Annotated in this window: 14 protein-coding genes; 11 read left to right on the top strand and 3 right to left on the bottom strand. The window is 65.9% G+C overall.

Annotation, left to right across the window (positions count from 1 at the left end):
* The first annotated feature begins 80 nt into the window (after nt 1-80).
* Together ACNI3Q_RS10680 and ACNI3Q_RS10675 are read left to right on the top strand one after the other, a co-directional pair.
* Nucleotides 81-242, top strand: coding sequence for a hypothetical protein (locus tag ACNI3Q_RS10680; RefSeq protein WP_260022256.1), 162 nt, complete (start codon nt 81-83; stop codon nt 240-242).
* Nucleotides 235-1,626, top strand: coding sequence for a putative O-glycosylation ligase, exosortase A system-associated (locus ACNI3Q_RS10675; protein WP_426276483.1), 1,392 nt, complete (start codon nt 235-237; stop codon nt 1,624-1,626). The genes ACNI3Q_RS10680 and ACNI3Q_RS10675 overlap by 8 nt, the downstream gene beginning before the upstream one ends.
* 82 nt (nt 1,627-1,708) lie before the next feature.
* Here the strand turns inward: ACNI3Q_RS10675 and ACNI3Q_RS10670 are convergent, their stop codons facing one another.
* A complete protein-coding gene (locus tag ACNI3Q_RS10670) occupies nt 1,709-2,266 on the bottom strand; it encodes a type 1 glutamine amidotransferase domain-containing protein (RefSeq protein ID WP_426276481.1) in 558 nt (185 codons plus the stop codon).
* Between the two features lie 193 nt (nt 2,267-2,459).
* Here ACNI3Q_RS10670 and ACNI3Q_RS10665 point away from each other — a divergent pair, with 193 nt between their 5' ends.
* The 3 genes from ACNI3Q_RS10665 to ACNI3Q_RS10655 all read left to right on the top strand — a co-directional run bounded on the left by ACNI3Q_RS10665 (nt 2,460) and on the right by ACNI3Q_RS10655 (nt 5,695).
* Entirely contained in the window at nt 2,460-3,392 is a 933-nt protein-coding gene (locus tag ACNI3Q_RS10665; RefSeq protein ID WP_426276479.1) for a DNA topoisomerase IB, read from the top strand.
* A 14-nt stretch (nt 3,393-3,406) separates the two neighbouring features.
* On the top strand, nt 3,407-4,579 hold the full coding sequence (locus ACNI3Q_RS10660; protein ID WP_426276477.1) for a mechanosensitive ion channel family protein: 1,173 nt from the start codon (nt 3,407-3,409) through the stop codon (nt 4,577-4,579).
* A gap of 69 nt (nt 4,580-4,648) precedes the next feature.
* Nucleotides 4,649-5,695, top strand: a complete 1,047-nt coding sequence (locus tag ACNI3Q_RS10655) for a glucokinase (protein ID WP_426276475.1) — start codon at nt 4,649-4,651, stop codon at nt 5,693-5,695.
* Between the two features lie 8 nt (nt 5,696-5,703).
* Here ACNI3Q_RS10655 and putA read toward each other — a convergent pair whose 3' ends face one another.
* Complete coding sequence (gene putA / locus ACNI3Q_RS10650) at nt 5,704-8,625, bottom strand: bifunctional proline dehydrogenase/L-glutamate gamma-semialdehyde dehydrogenase PutA (protein WP_426276696.1); 2,922 nt, start codon at nt 8,623-8,625, stop codon at nt 5,704-5,706.
* Nucleotides 8,626-8,759: 134 nt separating this feature from the next.
* Here putA and ACNI3Q_RS10645 point away from each other — a divergent pair, with 134 nt between their 5' ends.
* The 6 genes from ACNI3Q_RS10645 to ACNI3Q_RS10620 all read left to right on the top strand — a co-directional run bounded on the left by ACNI3Q_RS10645 (nt 8,760) and on the right by ACNI3Q_RS10620 (nt 12,692).
* Complete coding sequence (locus ACNI3Q_RS10645) at nt 8,760-9,224, top strand: MaoC family dehydratase (RefSeq protein WP_426276473.1); 465 nt, start codon at nt 8,760-8,762, stop codon at nt 9,222-9,224.
* 18 nt (nt 9,225-9,242) lie between these two features.
* Nucleotides 9,243-10,421, top strand: coding sequence for an acetyl-CoA C-acyltransferase (locus tag ACNI3Q_RS10640; protein WP_426276471.1), 1,179 nt, complete (start codon nt 9,243-9,245; stop codon nt 10,419-10,421).
* 130 nt (nt 10,422-10,551) lie between these two features.
* Nucleotides 10,552-10,977: a hypothetical protein gene (locus tag ACNI3Q_RS10635; protein ID WP_426276469.1), complete on the top strand. Its 426-nt coding sequence runs from the start codon at nt 10,552-10,554 to the stop codon at nt 10,975-10,977.
* Nucleotides 10,970-11,719 (top strand): TorF family putative porin, encoded by a 750-nt coding sequence (locus ACNI3Q_RS10630; RefSeq protein ID WP_426276467.1) that lies wholly within the window; start codon nt 10,970-10,972, stop codon nt 11,717-11,719. Before ACNI3Q_RS10635 ends, ACNI3Q_RS10630 begins: the two co-directional genes overlap by 8 nt.
* 61 nt (nt 11,720-11,780) lie before the next feature.
* Nucleotides 11,781-12,266 (top strand): pyridoxamine 5'-phosphate oxidase family protein, encoded by a 486-nt coding sequence (locus ACNI3Q_RS10625; RefSeq protein WP_426276465.1) that lies wholly within the window; start codon nt 11,781-11,783, stop codon nt 12,264-12,266.
* Between the two features lie 87 nt (nt 12,267-12,353).
* The gene (locus ACNI3Q_RS10620; protein WP_426276463.1) at nt 12,354-12,692 is read left to right on the top strand and encodes a YkvA family protein; all 339 of its coding nucleotides are present in this window, start codon (nt 12,354-12,356) and stop codon (nt 12,690-12,692) included.
* A 25-nt stretch (nt 12,693-12,717) separates the two neighbouring features.
* Here the strand turns inward: ACNI3Q_RS10620 and ACNI3Q_RS10615 are convergent, their stop codons facing one another.
* The gene (locus ACNI3Q_RS10615; RefSeq protein ID WP_426276461.1) at nt 12,718-13,950 is read right to left on the bottom strand and encodes a polyhydroxyalkanoate depolymerase; all 1,233 of its coding nucleotides are present in this window, start codon (nt 13,948-13,950) and stop codon (nt 12,718-12,720) included.
* Between the last annotated feature and the right edge of the window lie 18 nt (nt 13,951-13,968).

The following is a 13,968-nucleotide window of genomic DNA, read 5'->3' as shown; positions in this document are numbered from 1 at the left end:
CAACCGGCGGCGGCTATTGCCGGGATGTTCGCCCGGCCGTTGGTGTCGGGCGACGCCGAGGGAAAGCAGGCCGGCCGCGCATGATCGACAATTTCTCGCTTGGCCTGACCCATGGCCTGATGCTGCTGGCGGCATGGCTGTTGCTGCGCCGGCCGGACCTGGACGATGAGCGCGCGGGCACCGGCGAGCGGACCCGGCGGTGGCTGGGCCGGCGCGGCGGCGGGGACCGGCCCGGTGCGTGACCTTGTCTTTGTCGTGTTCCTGGCCGCGCTGTTCGGCGCGGGCGCGCGGCGGCCGTTCCTGTTCATCCTGACCTATGTCTATATCGACATCGTATCGCCGCAGCGGCTGACCTATCTGCTGCTCAATTCGGTGCCCATTTCGATGATCGCGGTGGCAGCGGCGGTCGGCGGCTGGCTGATGTTCGATGACAAGCGCGATGTCCGGTTTGCGCCGCGCCAGTTCCTGATCCTGATGCTGCTGGCCTATTGCGGATACACGACGAAATATGCCGATTTCCCGGTCGAGGCGCTGGACAAGTGGGAATGGGCGTGGAAGTCGCTGGCCTTTGCCGCGTTCCTGCCGCTGACGCTGCGCACGCGCCTCCGGATCGAGGCGCTGTTGCTGTTCATGATCCTGTCGGCCGCATCGATCATCATCGTGGGCGGGATCAAGACGCTGGGGTCCGGCGGCGGCTATGGCCAGCTTGACCTGATGGTCAGCAACAATAGCGGCCTTTATGAAGGATCGACGATCTCGGCCGTTGCCATCACCATCATCCCGCTGATCCTGTGGTTCAGCAAGCATGGCACGATTTTCCGCCCGGACTGGCGGGTAAAGCTGTTCTGCTATGCGCTGTGCTTTTCCTGTCTGCTGATCCCGGTCGGCACATCGGCGCGAACCGGCCTGTTGTGCATCGGGTTGCTCGCCGTGCTGATGCTGCGCGATGCGAAGCGGCGGCTGATGTATATCGGCCTGGCCGCGGTGCTTGGCCTGGCGGCGGTGCCGTTCCTGCCCAGCGCGTACACGCAGCGGATGGAGACCATCAAGGAATATAAGGGCGATCAATCCGCCAGTACGCGGCTGGCCGTGTGGAAATGGACGCTGGATTATGTCAGCGACAATCCGATGGGCGGCGGGTTCGAAGCGTACCGCCAGAACCGGCTGACGTTCGACACCGTGACGGTGGCCGAACAGGGCGCCAACGCCACGGTCGAGCGGCGCGCCGTTCAGGATGCGGGCCGCGCCTATCACAGTTCCTATTTCGAGATGCTGGGCGAACAGGGCTATTTCGGGCTGGCGCTGTGGCTGGTGATCCAGCTTGCCGGGCTGTTGCGGATGGAGGTGATCCGCCGCCGCTATGCCCGGGCGGGCGAGGATCAGACATGGATCAGCCCGCTGGCCACCGCGCTTCAGCATGGCCACATGATCTATCTGCTGGGCGCGGCCTTTGTCGGTATCGCCTATCAGCCGTTCGTCTACATGCTGATCGGCGCGCAGATCGGCCTGGACACCTATCTGGCGCGCAAGCGGGCGGAGCTTGGCTGGCGGCCGATGCGCCGGGGGCAGGCCACCGGAGCGGCCGTTCCCGCGGCACGCACTGCGGCCCCGACCGGCCTGGCATGAGCGATTTCAGAGACGGGTCGCGCCCGACCCGCAGCCATGCCAAACGTGTCGAGGAACGCAGCCCGCCCCTGTCGATACTCGGTCAGTCCGCGTCGGCCATCTGGTCGGCCAACGCCTGAATCAGCGCCTTGTTGAACGCGGGAATGTCATCCGGCTTGCGGCTGGTGATCAGGTTTTCGTCCACCACAACTTCGCGGTCCACGACATTGGCGCCTGCATTGGCCAGATCGGTGCGAACCGACGGCCAGCTGGTGACGGTGCGGCCATCGACCACATCCGCCTCGACCAGCAGCCAGGGGGCGTGGCAGATCGCGGCCACCGTCTTGCCATCGTCGCAAAACGCGCCGACGATTTCGATCGCACGGTCGTTGATGCGCAGCGCATCGGGATTGGCCAGGCCGCCGGGCAGCAGCAGCGCGTCGTAATCGCCTTCTTCGACCTCATCCAGGGTCAGGTCCGGGGTAATTTCCCGATCGCCCGGCTGGTCGTGGATGACACCGCGAATGGCATCGCGTTTCAGGGAAGCCAGGACCACCTGTGCGCCCGCATCGATCAGCGCCTGACGCGGATCGAACAGTTCCGACTGCTCAAACCCGTCCGTCGCCAGCATCAGTACCTTTACGCCGTCAAGTTTCGCCATGGTCCGTCTCCTTGTCATGCAACTGTCCCGCCAACCGATGGCGGCGGGTCATGTTCCCGGAACGATGCGACAAATTGCGCATTGATGCGGCGAACCGAGGATGCCGATGACAGAGACGTGCCTGCGCTATAGCGATGACAGCGAACCGGGCATCACGCGGGAACGGCGCGGCGACGGGCCGTAGCGGTATCGGATGCCGGACGGGCGGCTGATCCGCGACAAGGCGACGATTGCCCGGCTGAACGCCATCGCCCTGCCCCCCGCCTATCGCAACGCATGGTTCTGCGCCCAGGATGACGGCCATATCCTGGCGACGGGCATCGATGAGCGCGGTCGCAAGCAATATCGGTATCACCCCGATTTCCGCGCGGAGCGGGAAGCCGCAAAGTTCGGCGCGTGCGCCCGGTTCGGAGCGGCGCTGCCAAAGCTGCGCGCGCAGGTGGCCCGCGACCTCGCCAGGCGCACCCTGTGCCGCGAGCGTGCCATTGCGGCGGTCGTCCGCCTGCTCGACCTGGGCCGGGTGCGCGTGGGGAACGAGGATTATGCCAGAACCAACAAGAGTTTCGGCGCAACCACCCTTCGCCGCCGACACGCCCGGCTGACCGGCAACCGGCTAAGGCTGGCCTATACCGCCAAATCCGGGCGTCGGCGCGTGCTGACCATCACCGACGGGTCGCTGACCCGGTTCGTCCGGCGGTGTCAGGACCTGCCGGGCCAGCATCTGTTCGCATGGGTCGACGATGCGGGCGAGGCGCATCCCGTAACCTCGTCCCACGTCAACGAATATATCCGCGCAGCGATGGGCGATGGCTTTACCGCCAAGCATTTCCGCACCTGGGGCGCCAGCGTCATCGCCTATGAACTGCTGGTCGCCAGTGACGAGCCGCCGACGCTGAAAGCGATGCTGGAACCGGTCGTGGCGGCGCTGGGCAACACACCGGCGATTGCGCGCAAATCCTATGTCCACCCGTTGCTGATCGACCGGTGCAGGGGCGGTGCAGGACTGAACGGGCCGCAAATGACCCTGCCCCGCGCCACCCGCCACCTTTCCCGGGCCGAACGCGGCCTGATCGCGTTTCTTGACGCGTGCGACGGGGCATGTCAGCCGACCGCAAAGGCTGCGTGAACGGGAATTTGTGAATGAGCAACGCCATCGTCGAAACCGAATTGTCGGCCGATGCCGTGCAGCAGAATGCCCAGGCGCTGGTCGATGCCAGTGTGCTGTGGCTGACGACCTATTGGTTGCAGGCGTTGATCGGGCTGGGTGTCGCCGCCCTGATCTTCACCGTGCTGCACATTGCCCGTCGATGGGGGATGCGCCTGTGCGAACGGACGCCAGGGCCGATGGGATGGGGCACGATCCTGGGCCGCGCGATCGCGAAGACCGGGCATTTTTTCATTACCATGGTGTCGGCCGAACTGGTCGTCGAATATGCCCATGCGCCCCAGCCGGTGATTGCGACCGTCCGGTTCCTGTTCACCATCGCCGCCGTGTTCCAGGCCGCGATCTGGGCACGCGAGATCATTCTGGGCGTGGTCGAAAAACGGACGGAGGGCGATCATTCCAGCGAGACGCTGGGCACCGCCATCGGCATTATCCGGCTGCTCGTCACCGTCGCCCTGTTCGCCATCGCGCTGATCGTCGTCCTGGACAATCTTGGGGTCAACGTCACCGGTCTGGTCGCCGGTCTTGGCGTGGGTGGCATTGCCATCGGCCTTGCCGCGCAGGGGATCTTTGCCGACCTGTTCGCCGCCCTGTCGATCATCTTCGACAAGCCGTTCCGGCGCGGCGATGCCGTGACCTTTGACACGACAAGCGGCACGATCGAGGCAATCGGCCTGAAATCCACCCGCATCCGCGCGCTGACCGGCGAAGAACTGATCATCAGCAACAAGAACCTGCTGGAAAAGCAGATCGGCAACAACACGCAGCGGACCTATCGCCGCCAGAAATGGATGCTGGGGGTGATCTATCAGACGCCGGCCGACCGCTGCGCCCGGATCCCGGAAATCCTGCGGGAAACGATCGAGGAAGCCGGTGCCCTGTTCGTGCGGGCCGGCTTTGTCGGGTTCGGCGCGTCCAGCCTGGATTTCGAAGTCGAATTCGACACGCCGGGGCCGGATTATCAAAGCTTTTACGACAAACGGTCGTCGGTCGGCCTGGCCATCCTGTCCCGCTTTACCGCAGAAGGCATCGAGTTCGCCTATCCCACTCAGACGACGTTCACCGCCGATCCGGCCGGCCGGATGATCATGCCCTATGCCGAACCCTACCCCCGTCGGAGCATCCCGGACGAACCGGACGCAGGTTAGCGCTATCTTAATCGGCCTGCCGTGATACGATGCTGACAACCCACGACAATCATAGGCGGGGGACGGGGGATGGATGTATCGGGGGGCGAGCCGCGCCTTGCCGTCTCGGTCGGCGAAACGCAGATCAGGCTTGCCTGGATCAACGCGGCCGGCCGTCCGGAACAGGAGCAGAGCTGGGCAATGGCAGACCTGCCCACGCTGACGGACGCGTTGATGCGATATGAACGCGAAACCGGCCGCCCGCTGACCGGTGCCTCTGCCGCCATAGCCATCATCGGTGCGACCCATGGCGACACGATCGCCATCGCCAGAGGCCGATGGATGATTACCCGGTCCGGCCTGCAATCCATCTTCCGCTCCGATCCTCAGATCATCAACGATGTTGCGGTCCACGCCTGGGCAGCCATTGGCGGACATGGCGTCCGTTTCGAAGCCTTGTCGCGCAACAGCGGGGATCCGGTCATGACGCAACAGGGCCGCTGGTTGGTTACGCATATCGATTTCGGGGTCGGGCTGGCCGTCATCGATGTGGACCGCACGGGCACGGTGCGGATGCTGGAAACCGAAATGGGCCATTGCGGCTTTCCGCCGGAAAGCGATGAGGATGATGCGCTCGCCCGGTCGCTTCGCGCGCGGTCCCGCCGTTCGGCGACGTGGGAAAACGTGCTTGCCCTGTCGCACGACGATGCCGCCTGGAGCGTCCCTGGCCTGCCGGCAGGCCGGGCCGAGCGGCTGACGATCCTGGCCCGCGCGATGGGGCGGTTTGCCCGCGATGCCGTGCTGGCCCATGGGGCGTGGAGCGGCATCCTGCTGATGGGCCGGCGGGTCGGGGAAATGACCGGCGCAGGATTGGCCGAGTGTTTCAATGCCGGGTTCGACGCGACGCCGAAATTTCAGCGTCTGATCAACCTGACGCCGCGCTGGCGGCTATCGGGCCATGACCTGGCGATGGAGGGGCTTGCCTATTCCCTGATCCACCGCGTGCCGATCGGCGAGCATATGGGCGATGCCCGGCCGCCGGGATTGCCCGCAGCAACGCTGGACAACCCGCCAGCGGCGGCCCCTCCGGCAGCAGCGCCGCCAAGCCCCGCTGCCGGATATATGCCGATGCGCTGACGGGTCGATCAATCCTCCAGGCTGAGCAGGCTGGCGTTCCCGCCGGCGCTGGTCGTATCGACGCTGATCGCCCGCTCGACGCAGAACCGGTGCAGGTAATGCGGGCCGCCCGCCTTTGGCCCGGTGCCCGACAGCCCCTCGCCGCCGAACGGCTGGCTGCCGACGACCGCGCCGATCATGCTGCGGTTGATATAGAGGTTGCCCGCCCTCCCCTCAGCCTCAATGAGGTCGGCGGCGCGGGCGATGCGGCTGTGCAGGCCCATGGTCAGGCCATAGCCGCTGGCGTTCACCCGCGCGATGGTTTCGGCCAGCGCGCCCGCTTTCCACGTGGCGATGTGGAGTAGCGGTCCGAACCATTCGGCGGTCAGGTCCTCCGGCCGGTCCAGCCCGATGATCGTCGGCGGAACGAACAAGCCGTCGGCGGGCGCATCGACGGTATGAACCCAGCGCGCCCGCTGGCTTTCGCGATAGGTCATCAGCCGGTCATAGGCGGCACGGTCGATCACGGGGCCGATATCGTTCGACGGATCGGCCGGATCGCCCAGGCGAAGCTGGTCCATTGCGCCCTTCAGCATCCGGATCATGCCATCGGCGATCTCTTCCTGCACCAGCAACAGGCGAAGCGCGGAACAACGCTGCCCCGCCGAGCGAAAGGCGCTGGTCAGCACATCGGCCGCCACCTGTTCGGGCAGGGCGGTGGAATCGACGATCATCGCGTTGATCCCACCCGTTTCCGCGATCAGCGGCACGATTGGCCGCGTCTCGTCATCCAGCAGGCTGCGCGCGATCTTCTTTGCCGTGGCGGTCGATCCGGTAAAGGCGACGCCCGCGACGCGGGGATCGCCAACCAGCGCAGCGCCGACTTCCGGTCCGCCGGTCACCAGCACCAGCGCATCGGCAGGGATGCCCGCCTGATGCGCCAGTTCGACGGCGCGCGCGGCGATCAGCGGGGTTTGCGGCGCCGGCTTGGCAACCACGGTGTTGCCCGCGACCAGCGCGGCGGCATTCTGGCCGGTAAAGATCGCCAGCGGGAAATTCCACGGCGCGACCGTCGCCCAGACGCCGCGCCCGCCAAAGCGCAGCTCGTTCCGCTCCCCCGTCGGCCCCGGCAGGGTGACGGGCGACAGGCCGGTGCGCGCCTGATGCGCGTAATAGCGGCAGAAATCCGCCGCCTCGCGGATTTCGCCCAGTGCGTCGGGCAACGTCTTGAACGCCTCCTTCACGCACAGCGCCATCAGCTCGATCCGGTTCGCCTCGATGAGGTCGGCATAGCAATCCAGCGCGGCGGCCCGCGCCGCCAGCGGGGTTGCCGACCATGCGGAAAAGGCCGCGTGCGCGCGTGCGATGGCGCGGTCGGGCGTCTGTCCCCGATCCTTCCCGGCGGGCAAGGGCACCCCGGCGATCGCACCGGCAACGCCCGCCAGCACGGTGCGGTCATTCAGGTCCAGCCCCTCGCTGTTGCGCCATGCGCCCATCAGGTCGCGGGGCAACGGGATGCTGGGATGCCGTGTCCCGCCTAGCGCCGCCACCTTTTCCACCGGATCGGCCAGCAGATCGGCATCCGACGTGTCGGCATCGGCCAACTGATGCACGAAACTGGAGTTCGCGCCATTTTCCAGCAGGCGGCGGACCAGATAGGCGAGCAGATCGCGGTGCCCGCCGACCGGCGCATAGATGCGGCAGCGATAGCCGCGTTCCTGCACCAGCCCCTCGTACAACCCCTCACCCATGCCGTGCAGCCGCTGAAACTCGAAATCGCGGGAATCCCCCGCCCAATCCAGGATCGTCGCCACCGTCAGCGCATTATGGCTGGCAAAGGCCGGGCGGATGTTGCGCGCCGCCAGCATGTCGCGCGCGCAGGCAAGGTACGACACGTCGGTCGCCGCCTTGCGCGTGAACAGGGGGTAATCCGACAGGCCCTCGACCTGAGTCCGCTTGATCTCGCTGTCCCAATAGGCGCCCTTGACCAGCCGCACGTTCATCGGACGGCCCAGATCGTCGGCCCAGCCGATGACGGCACGCGCGCGCTTGGAATAGGCCTGCACTGCCATGCCGAAGCCGTCCCAGCCCGAAAGGTCGGGCCGCCGCGCGACATCGCCGATGATCGCCAGGCTCATTTCCAGCCGCTCGCTCTCCTCGGCATCCACGGTCAGCGCGATGTTCAGCCGCGCCGCCTCTGCCGCCAGTTCGGCGAGCATCGCGGTCAGTTCGGGCACGCAGCGTTCCCATTGCGCGACCTCGTATCGCGGATGGAGCGCGGACAGCTTGACCGACACCGAATGGCCCGCCGCCGGGTCCGCGCCCACGGCACGGATCGCCTGGCCATAGGCCGCGAAGTAGCGTTCCGCATCCTCCGCCGTCCGCGCTGCTTCGCCCAGCATGTCAAAGCTGGCCGTGAAGCCGTTGTTTTCCGGCCTTTTCATGCGGCGCATGGCTTCGTCGATGGTGCGGCCCATCACGAACACCTCGCCCATCATCTTCATGGCGGCGCCGACGGCCTGACGCACGAACGGTTCGCCCGCCCGCGACAACAGGCGGCGCAGCGGCCCGCCCTCCCCCTCGCCCACCAGCGCGCGGCCCATCACCAGGCCCCAGGTGGCGCTGTTCACCAGCGCGGAATTGGATTTGCCCGCATGGGCGCGCCAGTCCGCATCGCCCAGCTTGTCGGCGATCAGCAGGTCGGCCGTTTCCGGGTCGGGCACGCGCAGGAACGCCTCTGCCAGGCTGAGCAGCGCCACCCCCTCTGACGAGTTCAGGCGATATTCCTGCAGAAACTGGTTCACCCACCCCCGCGTCTGCGCCGCGCGCAGTTCGGCGATCAGGCCGGATGCTTCGGCAACGATGCGCCCGCGCGACTCAGGGGTGGTCCGCGCACGCTCGATCAGGGGTTTTAGAACATCGGGTTCGCTGGCGCGGTGCAGGGCGACCATGGATTCTAGGGACATTGACGCTAGGACTTTCTATGCTTTCGTTTGCTCGGTCAGCCGAGGCTTGCAACCATGCCCTGCCCCGACCTAGATCATGGTCAGGCGCTATGCGACGAAAGTGCGCCGAGGGGAATGCCGTGCAGACGCTGACCATCCAGGATTATGCAGCAACCGCCGGGTCGGTGCGCGTATCCGATTGGGTGACGGTGACCCAGACGATGATCGACCGTTTTGCCGAGGCGACGGGCGATCACCAGTTCATCCATGTTGATCCCGAACGCGCGGCGGCAACGCCGTTCGGCGGCACCATCGCGCACGGCTCTCTGACCCTGGCGCTGATGCCCATGTTGTCGGACAGCGCCGGAATGCCGCAGATCCGGGGCCTGCGCATGGGCGTGAATTATGGCGGGGAGCGTGTCCGTTTCCTGACCCCCGTCCGGTCGGGCAGCCGGGTGCGCGGCCATTTCAAGTTGCTGGCCGTCACTGAAAAGCGACCCGGCCAGTGGCAACAGACGACCGAATTCACCGTGGAGATCGAGGGACAGGAAAAACCCGCCCTGATCGCCGAATGGATCAGCCAGATTTTCATCGATACCCCATAACCGAGAGGAACCGGACCCATGCGTTCAGCCGTCATCGTATCCACCGCCCGCACGCCCATCGGCCGCGCCTATCGCGGCGCGTTCAACAACCTGCCCGCCCCGACGCTGGCTTCCCATTCGATCAAGGCCGCCGTCGAACGCGCCGGGATTGACGGGGCAGAGGTTCAGGACGTGATCTTCGGCGCGGCGCTGCAACAGGGCAGCCAGGCGGGGAACATCGCCCGCAACGCGCTGCTGCGTGCCGGCCTGCCGATTTCCGTTGCCGGAATGTCGGTTGACCGTCAGTGCGCATCGGGCCTGATGGCGATTGCCACGGCGGCCAAGCAGATCATCACCGACAATATGGACATCGCCATCGGTGGCGGGGTGGAAAGCATCAGCCTGGTCCAGACGCCGCAGATGCGGATCGCGCCGGACCCCGAATTGCTGGCGATGCACGGCGACATTTATATGCCGATGCTGCAGACCGCGGAGATTGTGTCCACCCGCTATGGCATCGGGCGGGATCGCCAGGACGCATACGGCCTTCGTTCGCAGCAGCGGACGGCAGCGGCGCAGGCCGCGGGCAAGTTCGACGACGAGATCATTCCGGTCACCGCGACGATGAACGTCGTCAACAAGGAGACCAAGGAGGTCTCCACCAAGGAAGTGACCCTGACCCGGGACGAGGGCAACCGCGCCGACACCACGGCAGAGGGTCTGGCCGCGCTTCAGCCCGTCATGGGCCCGAACGCCCATATTACGGCGGGCAATGCCAGCCAGCTGTCGGACGGGTCGTCGGCATCCGTGCTGATGGAGGAAAAGGTCGCCGAAAAGCGCGGCCTGACCCCGCTGGGCCGCTATGTCGGCATGGCGGTGGCGGGCACCAAGCCCGATGAAATGGGCATCGGCCCGGTCTATGCCATCCCCGCCCTGCTTGAGCGGTTCAACCTCAAGATAGACGATATCGGCCTGTGGGAACTGAACGAGGCGTTTGCGGTGCAGGTCCTGTATTGTCAGGACAAGCTGGGCATTCCGGACGAGCTGCTGAACGTCAATGGCGGCGCCATTTCCATCGGCCACCCCTATGGCATGAGCGGCGCGCGGATGACCGGCCATGCTCTGATCGAGGGCAAGCGGCGCGGCGCGAAATACGTCGTGGTGACCATGTGCGTCGGCGGCGGCATGGGCGCGGCCGGCCTGTTCGAGGTGCTGTGACCAGTTATAGGCAAAGGCTATGGCTATAACCACAGCCTTTGAGGATCGCGCGCCGGCTTTGGCTGTTATGTAAGGTGCCAGGCCCCCCGCCAAAGAGGGGGCCACACCGCAGGAGCCAAACGAGATGCAGATGATCCTGGCCGCAGCGTCGGCAATCGCCGCCCTGGCCGTTCCCATTGACGCCCATCAAGTGACAATCCAGCATCAGGGCCGCGACGTGACCGCCGCCTATGGTGCGACGGTCGAGATTGAAACCCGCCAGCGCGGGATCGCTCCGCCGATGCGGGCCAGCACGCAACAGTGCGACTGGCAGGCAGTGGTCAAGGTTGAACGGTCGGTCACCGGATCGACGCTGCCCGCGCGTCTGGTCGCCACCGACCGCAGCCAGAAGGGCACCATCGCCGGCGATTGCCGTGCGCTTGGACGCCAGATCGACAGCGCGATTGCCGGCCGTGCGCCCGCGATCCAGCAACGGCTGGCCGCGATTGCCAGCGAAGACCGCGCGACACTGCTTGCCGAAATCGATCGGCTGGCAGTAGTCGCGTCGAATGACTGATCCAAAGACGCTGATCCTGGCCGCCGCTTGTCTGGCGGCGGCCATCCCCGCAACGCCGGCCGTTGCACAGGACCGAACCGACGCCGCCCTGCTGATCGAGGCAACGACCGATCATCGGCGGCGTGGCCTGTCGTGGAGCGACGGGGATCCTGCACTCGACATCTATGGTTCGGTCACGGTCAGCGGCGTGGATATCGCCGCCCGTGCCGTTTCCACCCGCAACAGCGCCCGCCATGGCGGCGCGGATGCCGCCATCGACCTGATCGCGGGGATCAGCGAGGATGCCGGCCCGTTCACGCTGCGCGGCCGCGTGATCGGCCATTTCTTTCCCGGCAGCGACGACACGGCCTATGGCGAATTGAACGGAGAGGTGGGCGGTTCGCTCGGCCCGGTTCAGGTCGACCTGTCGGCCAGCTATGCGCCCGACCAGAGCAGCATTGGCGGGGACAATCTTTACCTGTCCGCCCGGGGCAGCGTTGGCGTGCCTGCAACGCCATGGACCCTGTCCGCGCATGTCGGCCGGTCGACCGGTTCGGTGGATGACCCGGTTCGCGCCAATCGCCTGCGCCCGGGCGGCAGCTATACCGACTGGGGCGTCAGCGCCGAATATGTGATCGGGCCGGCAACCGTCGGCGCCCGCTATACCGGCACGAATGTCCGGTTCGACACCCCCGCGCCGCCCATCGCGGATCGCGCCAATTCCGGGGACCGGATCGCCCTGTTCGCTTCATTCGGGTTCTGATCGCGGAACCCGTCCCCCATCCGCCCGTTCGACGCGCATACCCCCCGGAAAGGAGCGTCTGATGGACAAGATGGACAATGGCGATGTTGCGCAAGTGCGCGAGCGGATGTGGAAGAAGATGGCGGCCAGTCCGTTCGTGATGGTGCGGCTGGACGACAGTTTCGACCACGCCCTGCCGATGACCGCGATCCTGGACGAGGACGCGAATGGCAAGTTCTGGTTTTATACCAGCCGGGACAATCGGCTGGCATCCGGCGGATCGGCCATGGCCCAGTTCGCGTCAAAGGACCACAAGCTGTTCGCCTGTATTTCCGGACGGATCGTCCCGGAAACCGACCCGGCCGTCATCGACCGCTATTGGTCCCCGATGGTCGAGGCATGGTTCGACGGCGGGCGCAACGACCCCAGCCTGTTGATGCTCCGTTTCGAGCTGAACGATGCGGAAATCTGGGAAGGCGATGAAAGCCTGACCGGCAAGTTGAAGATGTTGACCGGCATGAAGATCAAGCCGGATGAGGCCGGCCGGCACGTCGAAACGACGCTGTAACCCGGCACCGCGGGCGCGCTTGACGATCGGTCAGGCGCGCCCGATGACGGCAGGATGCACGGTCCCAGCCTAACCCACCGAATCCGCGTGGAATCCCACGCCATCTGGCTGGCCGCGCGCGATCCGCGGACGCCGGTTGCCGCCCGGCTGATCGGCCTGTTCATCGCGGCCTATGCCCTGTCCCCCATCGACCTGGTGCCCGATTTCATCCCCGTGATCGGCCTGCTGGACGAGGCGGTGCTGATCCCGGCCGGGATGTGGGTGATGACGCGGATGATCCCACCCGCGCTGATGGCCGAACATCGCGCCGCCGCGGAACGGGCGGCCCGCCGCCCGGTCAGCTGGGGCGGGATTGCCATCGTGCTTGCGGTCTGGGGACTGCTGATCTGGCTTGCCTATGGCTGGATCGCCATCGCCTGGGATTGACCGGTCAGACACGCCCGACGGCGGGTCAGCCGCCGTGCTTTTTCATCCATTCGATCATCACCGGCGCGATGCGGGTCCGCCATTTGCTGCCGTTGAAGATGCCGTAATGGCCGACGCTCTCGGCCATGTGATATTTCTTCATGGCGGGGGCGAGCTTTTTCGCCAGCGTCAGCGCGGCCTTTGTCTGGCCCAGGCCGGAAATATCGTCCCGCTCCCCCTCGATCGCCAGGATCGCGGTGTCAGTGATTGCAGCGGGATCGACCGGGCGGCCGCGATGCGTCATCTCGCCCTTGGGCAGGGCGTGCCGCTGAAACACCACATCGATCGTCTGAAGATAGAATTCGGCGGTCATGTCGCAAACCGCGCGATATTCGTCGTAAAAGCGCATGGTCGCATCCGCGCTGTCGCCATCGCCCGCCACCAGGTGCTTGAACATTTCCCAGTGCGAAATCATGTGGTTGCCAAGGTTCATGGTCATGAACCCGGCAAGTTGCAGGAACCCGGGATACACCTGCCGCCCCGCGCCCGGATAGGTCATCGGCACGGTGGCGATCACATTCTGTTCGAACCAGGCGTGCGGCCGTTCCGTCGCCAGCGTGTTGACCGCCGTCGGCGCCTCACGCGTGTCGATGGGGCCGCCCATCATGGTCAGCGTCAGTGGGCGGTTCGGATGCCCGTCCGCGTTCATCAGCGCGGCGGCGGCGTAACAGGGCACCGATGGCTGACACACGGCCAGCACATGCGCCCGTGCATCGCCCTCTGCCCCGATATGGGCCAGGAACTCGATGACATAGTCGATATAGTCATCCAGATCGAAGCTGCCGTCGCTCAGCGGCACCTGACGCGCGTCGCGCCAATCGGTGATGTACACGTCCGCTTCGGGCAGCATCCGCTGCACCGTGCCGCGCAGCAGCGTGGCGAAATGGCCCGACATCGGGGCGACAATCAGCAGTTTCGGCCCGCCGGTCACGCCTTCGCGGACAAAGTGCTTGAGCTGCCCGAACGGCTTGCGCAGCACGATTTCCTCATGCACCGCGACCGTCCGCCCTTCGATTTCCGTCTGGTGCAGGCCGAATGCCGGCTTGCCGCGCGGGGCGGCGGCATGGGCGAATACCTCAAGCGCGCTGGCCAGCACCGGGCCGCCGCCGAAATAGGCGAAGGGGTTGGCGGGGTTGTTCAGCAATCCGGCGCTGAAATTGGCGAACGCGCTGGCCCCGGCCAGCATCGACCGCTGGAGTTCATAGGCGTTGTATAACATTCGATCCTGCCTTTGGCC

It is taken from the genome of Sphingomonas eleionomae (assembly GCF_049889035.1).
Taxonomy (GTDB): domain Bacteria; phylum Pseudomonadota; class Alphaproteobacteria; order Sphingomonadales; family Sphingomonadaceae; genus Sphingomonas.
Note: the sequence above shows the minus strand (reverse complement) of the source record. Positions and strands in the feature narration are given on the sequence as shown.